This window comes from Acinetobacter sp. NRRL B-65365 (assembly GCF_001605865.1).
GTDB lineage: Bacteria > Pseudomonadota > Gammaproteobacteria > Pseudomonadales > Moraxellaceae > Acinetobacter > Acinetobacter vivianii.
On sequence record NZ_LRPD01000026.1, the window covers coordinates 23,724 to 42,071 of the forward strand.

14 protein-coding genes are annotated in these 18,348 nt (G+C 42.3%); 12 read left to right on the top strand and 2 right to left on the bottom strand.

The window, feature by feature from the left end; genetic code table 11:
- Positions 1–80: 80 nt before the first annotated feature.
- On the bottom strand, positions 81–386 hold the full coding sequence (locus AWW72_RS10905; protein ID WP_004772047.1) for a hypothetical protein: 306 nt from the start codon (positions 384–386) through the stop codon (positions 81–83).
- A 166-nt stretch (positions 387–552) separates the two neighbouring features.
- On the opposite strand from AWW72_RS10905, the gene ybaK reads away from it, so the two are divergent.
- The gene (gene ybaK / locus AWW72_RS10910) at positions 553–1,020 is read left to right on the top strand and encodes a Cys-tRNA(Pro) deacylase (RefSeq protein ID WP_004772048.1); all 468 of its coding nucleotides are present in this window, start codon (positions 553–555) and stop codon (positions 1,018–1,020) included.
- A 112-nt stretch (positions 1,021–1,132) separates the two neighbouring features.
- Here ybaK and AWW72_RS10915 read toward each other — a convergent pair whose 3' ends face one another.
- A complete protein-coding gene (locus AWW72_RS10915; protein ID WP_062847346.1) occupies positions 1,133–3,361 on the bottom strand; it encodes a TonB-dependent receptor in 2,229 nt (742 codons plus the stop codon).
- Positions 3,362–3,880: 519 nt separating this feature from the next.
- Here AWW72_RS10915 and AWW72_RS10920 point away from each other — a divergent pair.
- The 11 genes from AWW72_RS10920 (at position 3,881) to AWW72_RS10970 (ending at position 18,328) form a co-directional block, all read left to right on the top strand.
- The gene (locus AWW72_RS10920; protein ID WP_062847347.1) at positions 3,881–5,665 is read left to right on the top strand and encodes an IucA/IucC family protein; all 1,785 of its coding nucleotides are present in this window, start codon (positions 3,881–3,883) and stop codon (positions 5,663–5,665) included.
- Complete coding sequence (locus AWW72_RS10925) at positions 5,658–7,091, top strand: lysine N(6)-hydroxylase/L-ornithine N(5)-oxygenase family protein (RefSeq protein ID WP_062847348.1); 1,434 nt, start codon at positions 5,658–5,660, stop codon at positions 7,089–7,091. The genes AWW72_RS10920 and AWW72_RS10925 overlap by 8 nt, the downstream gene beginning before the upstream one ends.
- 22 nt (positions 7,092–7,113) lie before the next feature.
- Positions 7,114–8,541, top strand: a complete 1,428-nt coding sequence (locus AWW72_RS10930; RefSeq protein ID WP_062847349.1) for a DHA2 family efflux MFS transporter permease subunit — start codon at positions 7,114–7,116, stop codon at positions 8,539–8,541.
- Positions 8,542–8,559: 18 nt separating this feature from the next.
- Positions 8,560–10,401, top strand: coding sequence for an IucA/IucC family protein (locus AWW72_RS10935; RefSeq protein ID WP_047427237.1), 1,842 nt, complete (start codon positions 8,560–8,562; stop codon positions 10,399–10,401).
- Positions 10,402–10,409: 8 nt separating this feature from the next.
- Positions 10,410–12,326, top strand: a complete 1,917-nt coding sequence (locus tag AWW72_RS10940; protein ID WP_062847350.1) for an IucA/IucC family protein — start codon at positions 10,410–10,412, stop codon at positions 12,324–12,326.
- A 6-nt stretch (positions 12,327–12,332) separates the two neighbouring features.
- Positions 12,333–13,094, top strand: a complete 762-nt coding sequence (locus AWW72_RS10945; protein ID WP_062847351.1) for a (2Fe-2S)-binding protein — start codon at positions 12,333–12,335, stop codon at positions 13,092–13,094.
- On the top strand, positions 13,091–13,708 hold the full coding sequence (locus AWW72_RS10950) for an RraA family protein (RefSeq protein WP_062847352.1): 618 nt from the start codon (positions 13,091–13,093) through the stop codon (positions 13,706–13,708). The genes AWW72_RS10945 and AWW72_RS10950 overlap by 4 nt, the downstream gene beginning before the upstream one ends.
- Positions 13,709–13,800: 92 nt before the next feature.
- Positions 13,801–16,092 carry a TonB-dependent receptor gene (locus tag AWW72_RS10955; RefSeq protein WP_062847353.1) on the top strand — a complete coding sequence of 764 codons (2,292 nt, stop codon included), beginning with the start codon at positions 13,801–13,803 and terminating at the stop codon, positions 16,090–16,092.
- 79 nt (positions 16,093–16,171) lie between these two features.
- A complete protein-coding gene (locus tag AWW72_RS10960; RefSeq protein WP_004772062.1) occupies positions 16,172–16,465 on the top strand; it encodes a hypothetical protein in 294 nt (97 codons plus the stop codon).
- A 1-nt stretch (position 16,466) separates the two neighbouring features.
- Positions 16,467–17,990 carry a PepSY-associated TM helix domain-containing protein gene (locus AWW72_RS10965; RefSeq protein ID WP_062847354.1) on the top strand — a complete coding sequence of 508 codons (1,524 nt, stop codon included), beginning with the start codon at positions 16,467–16,469 and terminating at the stop codon, positions 17,988–17,990.
- The gene (locus AWW72_RS10970; RefSeq protein ID WP_062847355.1) at positions 17,987–18,328 is read left to right on the top strand and encodes a hypothetical protein; all 342 of its coding nucleotides are present in this window, start codon (positions 17,987–17,989) and stop codon (positions 18,326–18,328) included. The genes AWW72_RS10965 and AWW72_RS10970 overlap by 4 nt, the downstream gene beginning before the upstream one ends.
- Positions 18,329–18,348: the final 20 nt, after the last annotated feature.

The following is an 18,348-nucleotide window of genomic DNA, read 5'->3' on the forward strand; positions in this document are numbered from 1 at the left end:
AATTTGTGCAATAGGAGAATTGTCCACAAATAGCCTAAGTAGAAATTAGATCTATCTTTTGGCTTTTGTATACATATGTCCTAAATTTTAAACTGAATTTTTAATGCTGCCCGTTTCATGAGTGCGGCTCGATGGGTATGAATATGTTTAATCAACATTCGTTTGACCTGACTATGATGAAAGCCGAGCGCATAAGCTTTCACAATAATAATACTGGGCAGTGTAAAGAAAAAATACTTGGTGTCGTCTAAAGTCGCATCTTTAAAAACGTCTTCTTCAACAAGGAGATCTTTTAAAAACTGTTTTTCCGCTTGGACTGTAGAAGAGCTTTCATCGTCCCAATAATTCTGGCGCATTGCCATCAAATTATTATGTTTATAACTCATGAATTGTTTGAGCCTGTGCATTTCATCTTTAGCAAATATATGAGGTTGTTTGCTGATTTATCAAGAATAGATTTATGATCAAAATAGCCTAAGCAAATTTAATCTTTTATTTTTAAAGTGCTACACTTATCTCACTTTATCCTTAAAGCAAAAATACTGAATAGATATGACACCCGCTTGTAAGTTGTTAGAAAAAAATAAAATACCTTTTTCAATTCATGAATATGAACATGATGCCAATGCAAAAAGTTTTGGGCTGGAAGCAGCAGAAAAGTTAAATCTAAAGGTTGAAGAAGTATTTAAAACCTTAATGGTCACAGATGAAAAAAATTACTTTATTGCAATTTTACCCGTGAATCATCAACTCAATCTGAAAAAGGTTGCAGCAGCAGTGGGCTGCAAGAAATTACAAATGGCCAATCCAAAAGATGCTGAACGCTTAACTGGTTATCTGGTTGGGGGGATTAGTCCTTTAGGACAAAAGAAACGACTGAAAACCGTGATTGATGCCACGGCGCAAAATTTTGCCAAAATTTATGTCAGTGGGGGCAAAAGAGGACTGGATATTGGATTAAATCCTCAGGATCTGGCGAAATTACTGGGTGCACAATTTGTCGATGTACTTGATTTATAAAATATTGATATTGAGTGTTAAGGTTCTTGTTAATTCAACTGTGATAATTAAAAGCTAAAGATTGGAACAACGATAGATATCAGAAGATATCTATCGTATTTGAGCTTCTGAATTACCATTTATGTGTATAAGACACTTTAGCGGTTACGCCACTCGCGAGTAAGTGACTGGTATTATTACTATTTCGCATCAGCTGGCTATAAAGCGGATAGTATTCACGATTGAACATATTTTCGATTCCAATCGTCACCGTATCCTGTTTATTGATGGCAAAACTGCTGATTAAATCCGCTGTGGTATAGGATTTGACATCATAGCGACCGAAGCCATTGTTACCATTGAGACGGTAATCTTCTGCACCGAAATATGTCGCCTGAATACGGTTGGTCCACGTATCGGTCGGGCTATAGGAAATGTAGGCGGTAATTTTTAATGGCGGGATACGGAAACCTGTCATATCCTGTTCGGTATGACTATTTTGTGGGGTTTCACGACCTTTCATCCAGCTAACGCTACCGCCAGCGCCCCAGACTTTTGCATCTTCAAGATAATCCAGAGTAGCTTCTACACCAGTCACTTTTTCCTTGGTTCGGGTCAAAATTAATCCATTGCCAAAGGATTGCACGCCACCCAGATCGGACGTCGAGTGGAATACGGCTAAACTTGAGCTAAAGTTATTGAAATGGCCATTCCAGCCGAGTTCATAATTGTCTACTTTGACAGGTTCTAAGAATGAAGAACCTAAGTCAAAATCTTTTCCTGCATTACGAATAACAACACCGACATCGGGTAACTGGAAACCTTGATTAAATGAGGCATAAATTGAATGTTCATCATTTGGTGAGAAAGTAAGATTAGCATTGTACAACCATGCGTCAGCCTTTACTTTACCGCCCTGAACGGTATAGGGATCAGATTCATTGAGTTGGGACAAAGGCACAAAACTATCAATTTTTGCATAACTGTCTTCATAGCGCGTGCCGACCTCAGCTGACCATCGATCGTTAAATCGGTGTTTTAATTGAGCAAATGCGCCCATGCTTTGAGTGGTGAGCTCAGGTAAATAAATCAGCTTTCCATTTTTAACGAATTCGAGGCCACCAGATTGGTCATAGATATTCTGATCGAAAGTATCCAGCGGCATTTCGCTCTTTTCACGGCTAAAGTCGCCACCCCACACCAGAGAGCTATCTCCAAGAAACTCTAGCGGAGTACTTACAGTCAAGCGGCTGCCCAATACATTATTTTCTTGATAAACCTGATCGACTTGTCCACCTCGGGTAGGGACTTTACGGGCATCAAATGGCGAAAAGCGGGTGAAAAAGTCACGATAATAAATTTGAGCATCCACCTTATTGCCGAAGAAATCTTTATGGCTATAAGTCAGATTATAAATCTGGTTTTCATTCTTATTTTGTTCTTTTAATTTCAGTCCTTTGATTGCCTTTGCAGGGACACTGCCTGGGGGGAGTTGGGCAACGCTTGGATCAGAAGCATAGTCAGAATCTTGTTCCGCATTATAATAATTCGCGGCAAGTTGCAGGTACTGATTATCATCAATGTGATATCCAAGTTTGGCACCAATGCTATAGGCATCTGCATCGAAAAGATCACCCTGACTTGGTTCTGGTGCAACCCGTTTGCCTCGCGCATCGTAAGGGCTGCCAATGCGTTGATAACCAAAATCCAGTGCATAGTCGAAATCGTTCAAACTACCCGAAAAATATTGATGAATGTCTCCACTTAAGGCATCCGAACGAGGGTTGGTCAGTGAACTTTGTAACCCAATTACGGTCTTGGCGCTCGGTTCACCGCCTGCAGCTTTTGTTGTAATCGAAATGGTTCCGCCCGCAGCTCCACTACCATAGATCGCATTACTTCCACGTATCACTTCAATATTGCTGATACTCTCAGGATCTATTGCAGAAAGTCCTCTTGAGGTATCACGGGTGAGATTCATCGGGACGCCATCGACCAGAATAAGTGCATTACGGCCGCGTAAGGTTTGCCCATAATCGGTCATGGTGCGACTTGAATCGGATAAGCCGGGCACGACTTTGGCGAGTAGGGTGGCAATATTACCCGATGACGCATTTTTCAAAAGTTCAATCTGCTTTTCATCGAGTCGAGTGACCTGCTTGGCAGAAGAGGAAAGTTCATCTGAGCGTGAAGCAGTAATGGTAATTGTTGGTAGTTGCTCAGTCTTATTGTCTGAAAGTGTTGCTTCGGTTGAAGCTGCGGCAAAAGAAGCGTTTGAAAATAAAATAAATCCACTCATGGATAAAAGTGGAATAATATTTTTTGCATCTGATGTGTGATGCCGTCTTTTATTGCTTTTCATCATTGTTCCTGTGATCTCGCCCTGAGAATGATTTTTAAATTTTCGGCATTATAGTGGAGAAAATAGGGAACAGTGCAACGGCGAAAAGTGATCATTTTTATAAAGTGATGCAAGAGATAGGCAATAAGTCAGATGAAGCATTCTAGAAAGGTATAAATGAACTCATTTTTGATATTTTGTGCAATTAAAGTCATCATTTCGGGCTGTTTTTGTTTTAGTACACTGTTATTTATAGGATTTTAGAATCACAAAAAGCTATTGCCGATGAGTAAATTATCATTTTATTAAATAAGAACTATTATTATCTTTTTGTATCTCATTTTGCTTAAAGCATCTCTAAAGTAAGTTAATTCAAGCAATTAGATTGTAATTTTTGCGGGCAGTGCTGAATTGAAAATATAAATGATAATAATTATCATTAGCTTCGTCTTAAACGTAACTTAGTTCCGCTTAGGATATGTTTATGGCCTAAAACATTTCGAAAAATAAATCAGATCTCTGGATAGAGGATACAATCGGATGCAATCACTTGCCAATCGGTTGGCGATACAACACTTCGTCAACGCCTATACGCAAGAAACAGGCAAAGGTCACTTGCTTAATAAAAATCAGCAAAGTCCACAACAACACGCGTTTAGCCAAGGTTTGACGCTGTTAACCATTCCGATCCATTCCATTCAAGCACAGTGCTATTTTCCGTTAGCGTATGTCAGTCGAGTCGGGCGACATCGTTTAGCCGATTTCCCGCAAATTATTATTCAAGGACAAGTAAGAACATTCAGTCCCGTTGCAATCGTTGGTCTTTTGCTGGAAGAACTGGTTTTTGAATCTGATATTCCTTTAGATGCTGCTTCTTTGGTCGAAAAATGGATTCAGAGCCGCGATGCTTTACAGCAGTTTTTAGTACAGCGTGAACATGATTTTGATGATCTGGTCAAAGCAGGCCAGAATTTTATTGAATCTGAACAGGCTTTGGTGCTCGGGCACAGTATGCACCCTGCACCAAAGAGTAGAACAGGTTTTGTGCATGAGGACTGGCTCAAGTTTTCTCCTGAACATAAAGGCCAGACTCAACTACATTACTGGTTTGTGCATCAGGATTATATTGCTGAGGGCAGTGCGACCGATGAAGCAATTTCAGCCCAGCTTAAAAGCGCATTGCAATGGTATTTATCTGAAAATGATCTCAAGCTGCTCAACACGCATAGCGAGTATAAATTGCTGCCTTTACATCCTTGGCAGGCACGCTATTTACAAAGCAAACCGTGGTTTGAGCGTTTGAAACAAACTGGACAGCTGATTGATCTGGGCTTACGTGGCTGGCAATTTTCACCGACGACTTCGATTCGTACACTGGCGAGTTTTAATGCGCCGTGGATGGTGAAACCTTCACTTTCTGTGATGATTACCAATTCAATCCGTGTCAATCTGGCGAAAGAGTGTCATCGTGGTGAACTGACCCATCGTTTGTGGCACAGTGAATTTGGTCAGAATATTTTAAAACATTGTCCAAGTTTAAAAGCCGTTAATGATCCTGCATGGATGGCTTTGCAAATTGATGGTGAAGTGGTCAATGAAAGTATCTGTATTTTCCGTGATCAACCTTTTAGTCCACAACAGCAAGTTACCTGTATTGCCTCATTATGTCAGGATCATCCAAGCAAGGGTTTAAATCGTTTTAATGCGCTTTTCGCAAAAATTGCCAAAGCACATCCTGAAATGGATCATTCTGAGATTGCACTGGACTGGTTTAACCGCTTCCTTGAAGTGAGTCTGCAACCATTAATGTATCTCTATCATCGTTATGGGATGGCATTCGAATCTCATCAGCAAAATGTCTTGCTGGAAATGGAGAATCATTTTCCAAAGACCTTGTGGCTACGTGATAATCAAGGCTTCTACTATATCGAAGAATTTGCCACTGAGATTTTAAAGGCTTTACCTGAGCTAAAAGAAAAGGCATTTGCAGTCGGGCCGAAAGACTTCGTTGATGAACGTTTCAGTTATTATTTCTTTGGAAATACCCTGTTCGGCATTATCAATGCGATTGGTGCAACGGGCTACATTAGTGAAGATGTTCTGCTTGAGCATTTAAAAGTCTTCTTGCAAGACCTATTGCAGCAGTATCCGGACAGTACCTTGTTACAGGGTTTATTGTTTAATGAAACCTTGCCATATAAAGGTAACTTGCTGACACGCTTGCATGAGCTGGATGAATTGATTGCTCCAGTTGAACATCAGTCGGTCTATGTGCAACTGCAAAATCCTCTGTTTATTGAACAGAAGGATGTGAGCTATGCTTGATTTTATTGGCATTGGGTTAGGGCCTTTTAATTTAAGTCTAGCCAGTTTGCTGCAAAATAAAAGTGATCTTAACTATCAGTTCTTTGAACAAAAAGATGGTTTTGACTGGCATGCGGGCATGCAATTGCCCAATGCCTTGCTGCAAGTTCCGTTTATGGCGGATCTGGTCAGTCTGGTTGAGCCGACTAGTCCTTATAGCTTTCTCAATTATTTAAAGCATCAGCAGCGTTTATATAAGTTTTACTTCCGTGAAAATTTATATATTCCACGTCAGGAATATAACCACTATTGTCAGTGGGTGGTGCAGCAGTTAGAGCATATTCAATTCAATAGTCGTGTTCTGGATGTTCAGCCGATTAAAGGCGGTTTTGAGGTTGAAGTTCTGAGGAATGGTGCAAAACAGCGCTATCAAACGCGTCAGCTTGTCTTGGGGATTGGTACAGTTCCGCATTTACCTGAAAGTTTGCAGCAGGCATATCCGAAAACAAAGCAATGCTTACATTCGGCTGAATATTTAAAGCAATGTCCTGCGCAGTTAAAAGGGAATGTAGTGTTGATTGGTTCAGGCCAATCAGCCGCGGAAATTTTTATCGATTTATTTGACCGGCAATATACGCAAGGGAAAACAACGCCTGATTTTCATTTGCATTGGCTGACACGCTCTGCGGGTTTTTTCCCGATGGAGAATACACCGTTGGGACTCGAGCATTTCAGCCCTGACTATATGCAGTATTTCTATCATTTGCCGGCTGGATTAAAGGCTGAATTACCAGCACAGCAGGCCAATCTCTATAAGGGGATTAGTAGCAAGACCATTCGTGATATTTACGAACGACTGTATCACCGTAGTATCGCAGGGCATAACACCGAAGTCACGCTCGCAGGCCATCATCAATTACAGCATGCCGAAGTGCTGGAAAATCAGAAAATTCGTTTGCGTTTCGAGCACCAGCAGCAAGGCGAACGTTATCTACTGGATGCTGATAGTGTAATTGCGGCTACTGGCTATCGTTATCCAAAACCCGCTTTCTTGGAAAATCTACAAACGTTGATTCCGCTTGATCAGACACAACGCTGGCAAGTCAGCGCAGATTTTGAAGTGAACTATCGCGGTGATGGGCGAATTTTTCTGCAAAATATGGAAGTTTTCCATCATGGTGTCGGCACACCAGATCTAGGTTTAGGCGCTCATCGGGCAGCCACCATTGCCAATCAGTTATTAGGCAAAGAACTGTTTAAGCTGGATCAGGCCCAGTCCTATCAACAATTTGGCGTGGCGCCCTCTGTATCGTCAGAACAACCTGCACGAAACCATGTGCAACTGGCTGATTCAGGATTATCCCGTGTGACGCATAAATCTGGACAGCTTCGGCATACTTCTCCCGCTTTTTATGCACAAGTAAAGTTGTCAGAGCACATTGACTAAGGTCAACAGAGGAATCGCACGTATGGAACGGTCTTCTGTACCCATCAATCAAGCGGCACAAGTCGGTTTGCAGCGTTATGTTTTACTCACGGTCATGTTAGGTACAGGGACCGTCAGTTTAAACAACAGTAGTTTTAATCCTGCCATCCCCCAGCTGATGCAGTATTTCCAGATTGGTGAAATCTGGGCAAGTTGGGTGGTGGTCGCATTTTTACTGGCAATGAGTATCAGCTTGCCCCTGGCGGGTTATTTCAGCCAGCGTTTTGGCAAACGACAAACTTATTTAACCGCATTGTTGTGTTTTGCTTTGGCTTCGACAGTGGGTGGTTTATTCAATCAGTTTGAGTCCGTCCTGATTGCAAGAGCCTTGCAAGGGTTTTGTAGTGGCCTGATGATTCCATTATCACTCGGTCTGATTTTTTCAGTGACGCCGAGCGAACAACGGGGCAGTACCACAGGTTTGTGGGGCGCGATGATTATGCTGACTTTGGCCGTTGGGCCGATGTTAGGCGCGCTGGTCTTGGTGTGGCTTGATTGGCAGGCTTTATTCTTCATTAACTTGCCAATTGCCTGTATCGCTCTGGTGTTGGGATATCTCTATCTGCCTAAAGAACAAGGCGATAGCAATCAGTCCTTTGACTGGATCGGTTTTAGTTGCCTGAGCCTGAGCATTATTTTGCTATTAGGCACCTTGAGTCAGATTCATCAACTTGAAGATATCGCACAACCTGTCTATTGGTTATTGCTTGCATTAAGTGCTTTCACATTTTGGCAGTTTGCGAGAAGACAAAAAAATCAGACCAGCCCATTGATTGAGCCTGCCTTGTTTGCTGCAAAAGGTTTTCGATTCAGTTTGATGATCTGTGTCGCACAAACGGTAGGTTTGTTTATTGGTATGTTGCTGGTGCCGTTGTGGATTCAACAGAGTTTGCATCTCAGCCCACTCTGGACGGGTTTTGCTTTGATGAGCAGTGCCTTGGTGACAGGTTTATGTAGTCAACCTGCTGGCAAATATCTTGATCGTTACGGCGCCGCAAAAATTATGAGTCTGGGGTTGCTGATTACTGCATTGTCTTTTGCCTTGCTGGCATGGGCGCCTGTGAAAAATGTCTGGTTCATCATCTTCTGCATGATGTTGCATGGTTTGGGTATGGGACTGTCCTATATGCCATCGACCACAGCAGGGCTTAACAGCTTGCGTCAGCAACAACAGCATTTGGTCACTCAGGCGGCTGCCTTGAACAATCTGTTCCGTCGGCTGTTTGCCGCAGTTGCAGTGGTGCTTGCTGCGCTATATCTGCAATTACGTCAGGATCTTTTTCAGATCAGTCCTCATACAACACTGGATTCATTTAAGGGCATTCAGGAAATCTTTATTTTTTGTACGGCTCTTATCTTGTGCGCTTTGCCTTATGCATGGCGCTTTCCAGATCAACACAAAATGAATTAAATAATTAGGAAGAGCAACATGGGACAATTACATCCAGTTTTAGCAAATACACATGTGATTCAAAATACTTTTCAAGCCTGGCAACAACCACAGTCTGATCAGGCCAAACGCGTTGAACAACGTGTCATCAAGCAATTATTACAAGCCCTGATTTTTGAAGAAATTATTGCGGCTGATCATGATGGTGAAAATTTTATTGTTCAGGTGCAGGATCGCCAACAGCAAGCGGTTCAGTATATTGCCAAAGGGCAACGCCAATACAGTTATAAGTTGGTGCGTCTGGCACGTGATCAGGATGTGCTCCGTCAGGATGCTGAAGGTAACCTGCAACCGGCTCGTCTGAATCAGGTTATTGATGAAATCCTGCGCTCGATTGCCGACGCGACCAAAGTGGAAGATTTTATTTTTGAATTAAAGCGGACTTATATTCACGACCTGCAATCACAAGTCTGTTTTGAAAACTACGCCTTGCCAGCAATTCAATATCCATACGATATTCTGGAATCTTATTTGATGGATGGGCATCCATATCATCCTTGTTATAAATCCCGTGTCGGCTTTAGTCTGCAAGACAATGTCCGTTATGGGGTGGAGTTTGCCCAGCCGATGGCTTTGGTCTGGTTGGCTGTACATCAGAAGCTTGTTGCAGAAAACCATTCGAGTCATATTGAAACAGAAGCATTTTTTAAAGAACAACTCAATGCACAGGATTTGATCCAGTTTCAGCAACAACTGGACAAGCAAACTCAAAACGCCGCTGAATATGTCTGGATTCCCGTTCATCCTTGGCAATGGGAAAATCACCTGATTTCGATTTTTGCAGAAGAAATTGCAGATCAGGACATTATTTATTTAGGTCATAGCCAAGACCGTTATCTGGCACAGCAGTCCTTGCGTACAGTCACCAATTTACAGCATCCAGAAAAACCTTATATCAAGCTTTCAATGAGTTTGACCAATACTTCTAGTTCTCGAGTACTGGCAAAACATACGGTTATGAACGGGCCGATTATTACCGACTGGTTGCAACGCCTGATTGATCAAAGTGAAACTGCTCGACAGCTCGATTTTGCAGTGTTGCGTGAGGTGTATGGTCTGAGCGTTGATTTTACCCGTTTGCCTGCTTCGCATGCGCAACAGGCCTATGGCACGATCGGATGCTTATGGCGTGAAAGTGTCCATCAATATTTACGTGAAGGTGAAGATGCGATTCCACTGAATGGGGTAAGCCATATTCAAAAAGATGGTCAGGCCATGATTGCGCCGTGGTTGCAACACTACGGGGTTGAGCAATGGACACGTCAATTGTTGAAAGTGGTCATTACTCCATTGATTCATTTGCTGTTTGCCGAAGGGATTGCGACTGAATCGCATGGGCAGAATATTATTCTGGTGCATCAACAAGGTTGGCCAACCCGTATTTTGCTTAAAGATTTTCATGACGGCGTACGTTACAGTCCAGCACATCTGGCTCATCCAGAGCTGGCGCCTGAACTGGATCAGTTGCCGCCTGAACATGCCAAAACCAATAGCATGTCCTTTATCTTGACTGATGATCTGGATGGGATTCGAGACTTTAGCTGTGCCTGCCTGTTCTTTGTGGCATTGACTGATATTGCGATTTTCCTCAATCAGACTTATTCAGTTGCAGAACAGGATTTCTGGCAATGGGCTGCAGAAGTCATTCAAGATTATCAACAACAACATCCTGAACATCATCAGCGCTATCAAATTTTTGATGTTTTTGCGGAAAAGTTACGTATTGAGTCATTGACCAAACGCCGTTTGTTTGGTGATGGTCGTATTCAGATCAAGTTTGTTGATAACCCATTGGCGCCGTTTAAAGCGCAGGGGAAGTGAGATTATTTATGAATGCACTTCAACCTGTCTATCAACTGACGGACAGAACCATTTTACAAGACTTTGTCAATGCCTTACTGGTTGAGGCACTGATTCCTGAGTACTCTGTTGTAGATTATTCAACAGCACAGACCAAGCTGGATACATTCGGTTTTGACTTGAAACAGCAATTTAACAACACGCTTGAGCAGCAGTACTTTGTACTGTTGCCTGAACAACATTCACAATATGTTGTTATTTTTCCAGTACAGCAAGGCATTGCACAAGCGTGGTCTTTTGCGGCCGAGTCGGAAATTTTGCGAGTTGAAACAAGCAATCAGCAAACTCAAATCCACTCGATTGAATTATTTGAACTGTTTGAATGTCTGCAACAGATTGGGTTATTTCAACACTGTCAGGCCGACAAGCTTAAAATCTTTTCAGAGCAAATCCAGAAATGTTTGCAGCAATATCGTCTGCTACAACAGCATCAAGTCAATGCCCATGATCTGATTCATCAAAGCTCAGCACAGGTGTTCCGCATTTTAGAGCAATATGCGGGTTATCGGGATCGTCCTTATCATCCTTTATCCAAGTTAAAGGAAGGATTGAGTCAGCAAGAGTACCTGCAATATTGTCCTGAATTTGCTCAAGAACTGAATATTCATTGGGTTGCGGTGCATAAAGATAAAATGATGTTTGGTGCAGGTGTTGAGGATGTTTTTACGCAACAACCTAGCCAGATTTTCATTAATCGTGCTGAACGCTACCAACTGAAACAGGAAATGTTCCAGCGCGGATTGAGTGAAACGCATATCGCCATGCCTGTACATCCGTGGCAATTCCAGCATTTATTTCAGCAATTCTTCGCGGAAGATATCACGGCGGGAATTTGTCAGCCATTGAACTTTGTTTCAAAAGGCATGTATGCCAGTGCCTCGATGCGCAGTCTTTTGTCTGAGGAAATTCCACAAGAAAGCCTAAAATTGCCGATAGGCATTAAGGCGCTGGGTTCATTACGTTTTCTTCCGATCGTGAAAATGATCAATGGAGAAAAAAACCAGAAGTTGTTACGCCAAGCCCAGCACAAAGATCCGATTTTGCAGCAAAAATTATGGCTGTGTGAGGAAACACAATGGTGGTCTTACTTACCTGAAAAACAACAGGATCGAAGTGCGGACAATGAATGGCTGTTTGTAGAGAAGCCAACCCATCTGGCAGCCCAACGCCGCCATATTCCAGTTGAATTATTGCAGCAGCCTTATCAACTGATTCCGATGGCCAGTCTGGGACATACCATTTCAGGTCAACCTGCGGTTTTTGACTATATTTTACAGCTTCAACAGCTACAGAATGATGCTGCACAGGTTTTGGAGCAGTTTGCCAAATTATGTGCATGCTTTTTTGAGGTGAATTTACGTCTGTTCCGCTTGGGGCTGATGGGAGAAATTCATGGGCAAAATCTATGTCTGGTGCTTAAGAATGGTGAATTTGATGGCCTGATGTTTAGAGATCATGATTCATTGCGTATTTATCTACCATGGGTGCTGCAAAATGGTCTGGATGATCCAGATTATTTAAGCCCGCATGATTTCAGAAATACGCTTTATCATGATTCAGCCGAGGCTTTGCTGTTTTATATCCAGACGCTAGGAATTCAGGTTAATTTAGGTTGTATTGTCGAGACGCTGGCAAAGTATTACCAGATATCAGCAGATCAGCTGTGGCAAGTACTGGCTGAACAATTACAACACGTTCTGGAAAAACTGGACTTCCAGCCTGAGATTCAAACTCAGTTGCAGGCCTTACTGTTTGAGTCACCAAACTGGCCTTATAAACAGTTGATTCGACCTTTGCTAGAACAGGATACCCGTATTGGTAGCATGCCGTCAGGAATCGGGGAAACCCGAAATCCACTTTGGCATGTTTTAGCTCAATCTGTGTAAATTTCAATGAATATGTGTCGCCATTTTCAAGCACAGTTGGAAACTTCTTTTTCGGTGCTGCAACAGCATCTGAAACTGGAAATACATTGTTCCAACCAGCAGGCAATCACGCTGGCAGATCTATTCGATGACTCGATTTGTCGGCAGGTGCTACAGGATTTTGCGACACGTATTCATGCGAAGAATCAGAGATGTGCCACTTCACTTTTTATTAAATATTGGGCCACGCTGTGGATGCTGCCTTTTTTGTACTGTCAGGCGGCATCGCTTCCTTTTGTAAAATGGCAGCCTTCGATCTTTATCGTAGAGCTACCTGAAACATGGAACTGGGAAAGACGACTGCAACTAACTGATTCGGCAATGTATTCTTTTCAGGTGATGTCTCTACAAGAAATTGACGTCATATTGCTACAGTTCAATGATTTATTGCAGCAGATTGCCCGCGTTGGGCGCGTTTCTTATGCATTACTTTGGGAAAATGTCGCTGTGCGTGTGGTGCAGTTTTATCATGCTTTGGCTCAGCAAAATCTAAGCAAAGACATGCATACCCGACTCCAACAGCAACGACAGTTGCTAAAAGTAAAATCGGCAAAAAGTTTTAATTTGCAGGAAAACCCTTTTTTAAAGCTGTGGAATAACTGGCAGCCCGAATTCAATACCTATATGCGACAAAAGTGCTGCTTCTATTTTCAACTAGAGGAAGCAGGACAGGAGCTGTGTCGAAATTGCCCATTACAGCTAAAAAAATCAACAGAGATAAAATCATGAGTCAAGTTATCCAGCCAGAATTGCTGGTCGAAGCCTATAAAAAAATTGCAACCTCGACCATTGGTCATCTCTTGGATCTAGGGCATGTCCCACAGATTTTCCCCATGTCACCTGAGCAACAATTGGTCGGTTTGGTCAGAACTGTTCGTCTGCAATCAAAGAATGCCAGTCAGTTACGACAGGCGTTGCTGAGTTGCCAACCCAATGAAGTATTGCTCATCGATGCCAGATATGATCTGCAACGTGCATGTTGGGGAGAGCAGAGAAGTGTTGCCGCGATTCATTGTGGTTTGGCGGGAGTCGTGGTGCTAGGAGCTGTCACCGATCGACAGGCCTTACTTAAACTCAAATTGCCTATTTTTGCTCAGTCAGTCAGTTGTTTAACCACACGAAATGAAGGCGAAAGTCTCGTCGAAATGGATATTGGCATTGAATTGAACCAGTTTACCGTGCAATCAGGTGATCTGCTGATTGGTGATGCAGATGGTGTTTTTATCTTAAAATCAGAGACTGCTCATGACTATCTGGAACAGTTCCAGCAGCTCGAACAAGCAGAAAAATTGAAAAAAGACCATTTTTTTAAACAGCAGCGTCGAGATGAATACTATTTTTAATAAAAATCATTCTCATTAAAATTTAAATTTAGTATGATGGCCTGCCTTTTGGATATTTTTTGAGTGATATAAGGGCTCTGGAGAAAGAGAAAATGAAAGTCAATAATGAGTTTAGGGCAAAACAAGTACTGTTTAAAATGACGCCATGCTGCCTTGCGGTACTGGCAATGTTCGCTCAACATGTTTATGCGGAAGAAACTGTTTCAGTAAATGCGGCTGTAACGGCAGAGCCTACGCAGAAACCTGTTGCACAATTAGAGAAAATTGTGGTGACAGCGACGCGGACACCAAAGAATATTGCAGAAATTGCAGGGACTGTGCAGACCATTGACCGTAATCAAATTGCACAGCAAGCAACCGCGGGGCGTAAGGTTGCGGATGTTTTGGCGCAATTGGTTCCGTCATTGGCACCAAGCAGTGGAACGACCAGTAACTATGGCCAGACCATGCGTGGCCGAAATGTGCTGGTTATGATTGATGGGGTATCTCAAACGGGTTCGCGTGATGTATCACGTCAGCTCAATAGCATTAGCCCAAGCATGATTGAGCGTATTGAGATTATTTCTGGCGCAACCAGTATTTATGGTTCTGGTGCGACAGGTGGCATTATCAATATCATCACCAAACGTGCTGATACCTCAAAACCACTCAGCTTTGAAAGTAAAGTCGGTATCACATCTTCAGACACCTTCCGTGGGGACGGATTGGCTTATGAGGTTGGACAATCGGTTTCATTTAGTCAGGGAAATGTCGATGGTTTCCTTGGGGCGAACTTTACCAGTCGTGGTTCGCAGTTTGATGGAGACGGCGATCGTATTTCTCTAAGTCCTTGGCAAGGTAGTACCATGGACAGCGATACGATTGATGTCAATGGTCGTTTGAACTTCAATCTCACAGATCAACAAAGTCTGAGCTTTGGTGCGCAATACTATAAAGATAAACAAGATACAGATTACGGCCCAGATTATTCATATTTGCCGACTACAGCAACAAGTAATGATATGGGGACGCCAAGCTATAAAGCCATTAAAGGTTTGAAGCTGAGCAATCCATTATTTACTGAACGCTATGCAGTGAATTCGCAATACCAAAATCAAGATTTCTTAGGCCAGATATTGAATGTAGAAGCCTATTATCGTAATGAAAAATCAAGATTTTTCCCTTATGGTTTAACCACTAAATCAGTCAAAACTGTAAACCAGTCGCAATCTGAAATCGAAGTTGCAGGTTTACGTTCAACCATGCAATCTGACTTTAATATTGCAGACCGAGATCTGAAATTAACCTATGGTCTTGATTATGATTGGGAAAAAGACAAGCAATATATTGATATTCTCGCAACTGAATACCCTTATTTAGTCTACACTCCAACAGGCCAGCGTAAGGGCTATGGTCCAAATACTGAAATCCAAAATATTGGTGCTTTTGCTCAGGGTGATTATGCCATTAATGATCAGTTGAATATTCAGGCGGGTGTTCGTTATCAATATATCCAAGCGGATACTGATGCCTATATTCCGAGTCGTGAATCAACCATGGTTCCAGCGGGTTCAACTCATGATGATAAACCCCTGTTTAATTTAGGGGCTGTATATAAGCTGAATGATGCACAGCAAGTCTATGCGAACTTTTCACAAGGTTTCAGCTTCCCAGATGTGCAGCGCATGCTTCGTGATGTATCGACTTTTACGGTTTCAACCTCGAACTTGCAACCGATTACTGTAAACAGCTATGAATTGGGCTGGCGTTTAAATCAGGATGATGGTTTGAACCTTGGTTTAACAGGTTTCTATAATACTTCTGATAAAACTGTTCAGTTTAATAACCGAGCAGCTCAGATTGTAGATACCGACCAACGTGTCTATGGTGCGGAAGCAACGGCTAGTTATCCATTTATGGATCATTACAAGGTTGGTGGTACTTTAGGCTATACCCGTGGTCAATATAAAGACGCTGCAAACCAATGGCATGAGCTCAATTCACTTGCTGTCGCACCAGTAAAAGGTACTTTATTTGCTGAGTGGGAAAATGATGAAGGCTATGGTCTTCGCGTACAGATGCAGGCAATTAAAGGGACCAATAAAGCCTATAATGATGATCGTGACTTAGCTGCGCGTGCCAACGCTAGTCAGGATGCTGAATTTAAAGCGGCTGTGAAAGCAGATGCCAATACCGCTGCAAAAATTAAAGGCTATGCAACTATGGATGTGTTAGGGCATGTTCCAGCCTGGAAAGGTCGTGTAGACTTTGGTGTATATAATGTTTGGGGACTTCAATACGAGACAGTATTTGCCCAGCAAGCAGCTGTTTCAAACGGGAATCCATTATTGGCGATCCCTGCTGAAGGTCGTACCTATGGCTTAAGCTATACATTTAATTACTAAGCTTGACTGAAGAAATATCTGTGAAGATGCAGATATTTCTTCATTTTTATGCTGGATTTTACAGGCTAAGGCAATACGGATGAGCCCCTCAGAAAAACAAGAAACCTTTCAGTTAAGTTATCGCAGAGTATTTTTTATCTGTTTGGCTGCTTATTGTTATAGTTCCTGGCTCAGTCTGGTTTTGGCGGATTGGTTACCTTTTGCTAAAGCTGAAAATGTCTATTTCGCCGTCTTTCTGAGTTTCATCTTTTTCATTTTTTACGTGATATTGACCAGTGCAATTATGTCTAAACGCTGGTTCTGGATCATCCATGGCTTAGGTGTGTTATTACTGGCTGGCTACGGACTCATGCATAAGTGGGGGATGAGTTAAGATGAACTTTCGTCAAATTCAGGCCATTCTGCATAGCTGGTTTGGCATTATTGTCTTATGGATCATCTTCTTTATTTTCTTAACCGGATCGATTGCGTATTTTCGTACTGAAATTAATGTCTGGGCACAACCCGAGGCGATGAGCCAAATTCAAACTTTACCGACTGCCCAAACCTCAGCTCAAACAGCGTTTAATTATTTAAACCAGCACGCCGCAGATGCAAAAAGATGGCGTGTGACCGTTGCAAATGAGCGCATGCCAGTCAATTTGTTGCAATGGCAGGATCAGACAGGAAAACACCAACAATTACAGAATCCCATGACAGGGGAATTGCTCAATCCTGCACGACAGACTTTGGCAGGTGATTTCTTTTTTAAATTGCATTACACCCTCTATCCACTGCCTGCCAAGATTGGTAGTTTCATCGTTGCCATTGTTGCCCTGATCTTATTAATCAGTTTGATTACAGGCGTGATCACGCATAAAAAGATCATTAAAGAATTTTTTGTATTTCGTTCCTTTAAAGGTCAGCGTTCCTTGCTCGATCTGCATCATATAACGGGAGTGATTACATTTCCTTTTTATCTGGTGATGGCTTTTACAGGACTACTGATTCTATTTTATCTGGTGTTGCCGTGGGGACTATCCAAGCATTATGCCCAAGACGGCATACCCCAATTTTATAATGAGATGCAGTTTGTAGAGATGGCAAAACCGCAACCATCCTCATCTCAGAGCAACATGCAGCCATTGGAACGCTTTATTCAACAATTACCAGCGCAGTCACAAACAGGCGCAATACTTGATAAGTTTGAAGTACAGAAACCCAATACACCAGAGGCGATGATCACCTTTGACTATAATTATAAAAATATTATTACCTTAAATACCCCACAATATATTTTTGCTGCCAATACTGCCGAGCAGCTGGATCAACCTCGAAATTTAAGCGCAATTGCCCAGTTGGCTTCATCTTCTTATGGTATTCATCTGGGTTATTTTGCCTCTTACTGGATGCGTTTGATTTTGTCTGTTATGGGCATTATTGGATGTGTGATGCTGGCCGCAGGGGCATTGCTCTGGCAGAAAAAACGTATTAAAGCGCAACATCGTTTCAGCTATAAACTTGTACAGCATCTCAACTTTTTTACTTTTCTCGGGTTGCCTTTTGCTTGTACGAGTTATTTATTGGCAGGGCGTCTGTTACCTTCAGCATTCGAGCCAAGAAGTACTTATGAAGTTTCGGCTTTTTACCTCACTTGGTTATTAAGTTTACTGATCAGCTTGACACTAAATACGCGAGCGGCTGTATTGCTATTACTGGCAAGCACGGCTTTGATTCTATTCCTCATTCCATTGAGTAGTTTTGTTGTGGTGCCTGAGGCATCTTTGTGGCAGAGCATCATCCATTTACGCTGGTCGTTGGCTGGGGTGGATTTGGCACTGCTATCGATTGGAATGCTTTATCTCGGCGCAATTCATTTTTATCTGAATAAGTTCAAGCCTGCAGGAGCTTTAAAATGAATCTTGCAGCATTATTCTGGGCCTTCGCCGCATTTATACAAGCTTGCATGCTCAGCCAATATGGACAGAAACAACTACAATATACTTGGCTAAATGCTACTTGGAAAAAGCTTTTATCTTTTTCTGTCGTAATATTTTTAGCATTCTCTTTTGTGTTGAATTATCTGTATGAAGGCAGCTCAGTTGGTCCACTGAGCTGGTTATTTGTCATCTTGCCAGCGGCCTTCTTTTTACAAGTGCTTGGTTTTTACCTGTTTAGAAAATATTTTATACAGATCTGGTGGGGCGCAATGTTAGCAGCATTCATCTTTACTTTGGTTGGTGGATTAAATTCATAAGGCATTTGACGGCTATTTGC

Coding starts and splice junctions, on each gene's coding strand:
- AWW72_RS10905 (WP_004772047.1), bottom strand. CDS start 386: ATGAGTTATAAACATAATAATTTGATGGCAATGCGCCAGAATTATTGG.
- ybaK (WP_004772048.1), top strand. CDS start 553: ATGACACCCGCTTGTAAGTTGTTAGAAAAAAATAAAATACCTTTTTCA.
- AWW72_RS10915 (WP_062847346.1), bottom strand. CDS start 3,361: ATGAAAAGCAATAAAAGACGGCATCACACATCAGATGCAAAAAATATT.
- AWW72_RS10920 (WP_062847347.1), top strand. CDS start 3,881: ATGCAATCACTTGCCAATCGGTTGGCGATACAACACTTCGTCAACGCC.
- AWW72_RS10925 (WP_062847348.1), top strand. CDS start 5,658: ATGCTTGATTTTATTGGCATTGGGTTAGGGCCTTTTAATTTAAGTCTA.
- AWW72_RS10930 (WP_062847349.1), top strand. CDS start 7,114: ATGGAACGGTCTTCTGTACCCATCAATCAAGCGGCACAAGTCGGTTTG.
- AWW72_RS10935 (WP_047427237.1), top strand. CDS start 8,560: ATGGGACAATTACATCCAGTTTTAGCAAATACACATGTGATTCAAAAT.
- AWW72_RS10940 (WP_062847350.1), top strand. CDS start 10,410: ATGAATGCACTTCAACCTGTCTATCAACTGACGGACAGAACCATTTTA.
- AWW72_RS10945 (WP_062847351.1), top strand. CDS start 12,333: ATGAATATGTGTCGCCATTTTCAAGCACAGTTGGAAACTTCTTTTTCG.
- AWW72_RS10950 (WP_062847352.1), top strand. CDS start 13,091: ATGAGTCAAGTTATCCAGCCAGAATTGCTGGTCGAAGCCTATAAAAAA.
- AWW72_RS10955 (WP_062847353.1), top strand. CDS start 13,801: ATGAAAGTCAATAATGAGTTTAGGGCAAAACAAGTACTGTTTAAAATG.
- AWW72_RS10960 (WP_004772062.1), top strand. CDS start 16,172: ATGAGCCCCTCAGAAAAACAAGAAACCTTTCAGTTAAGTTATCGCAGA.
- AWW72_RS10965 (WP_062847354.1), top strand. CDS start 16,467: ATGAACTTTCGTCAAATTCAGGCCATTCTGCATAGCTGGTTTGGCATT.
- AWW72_RS10970 (WP_062847355.1), top strand. CDS start 17,987: ATGAATCTTGCAGCATTATTCTGGGCCTTCGCCGCATTTATACAAGCT.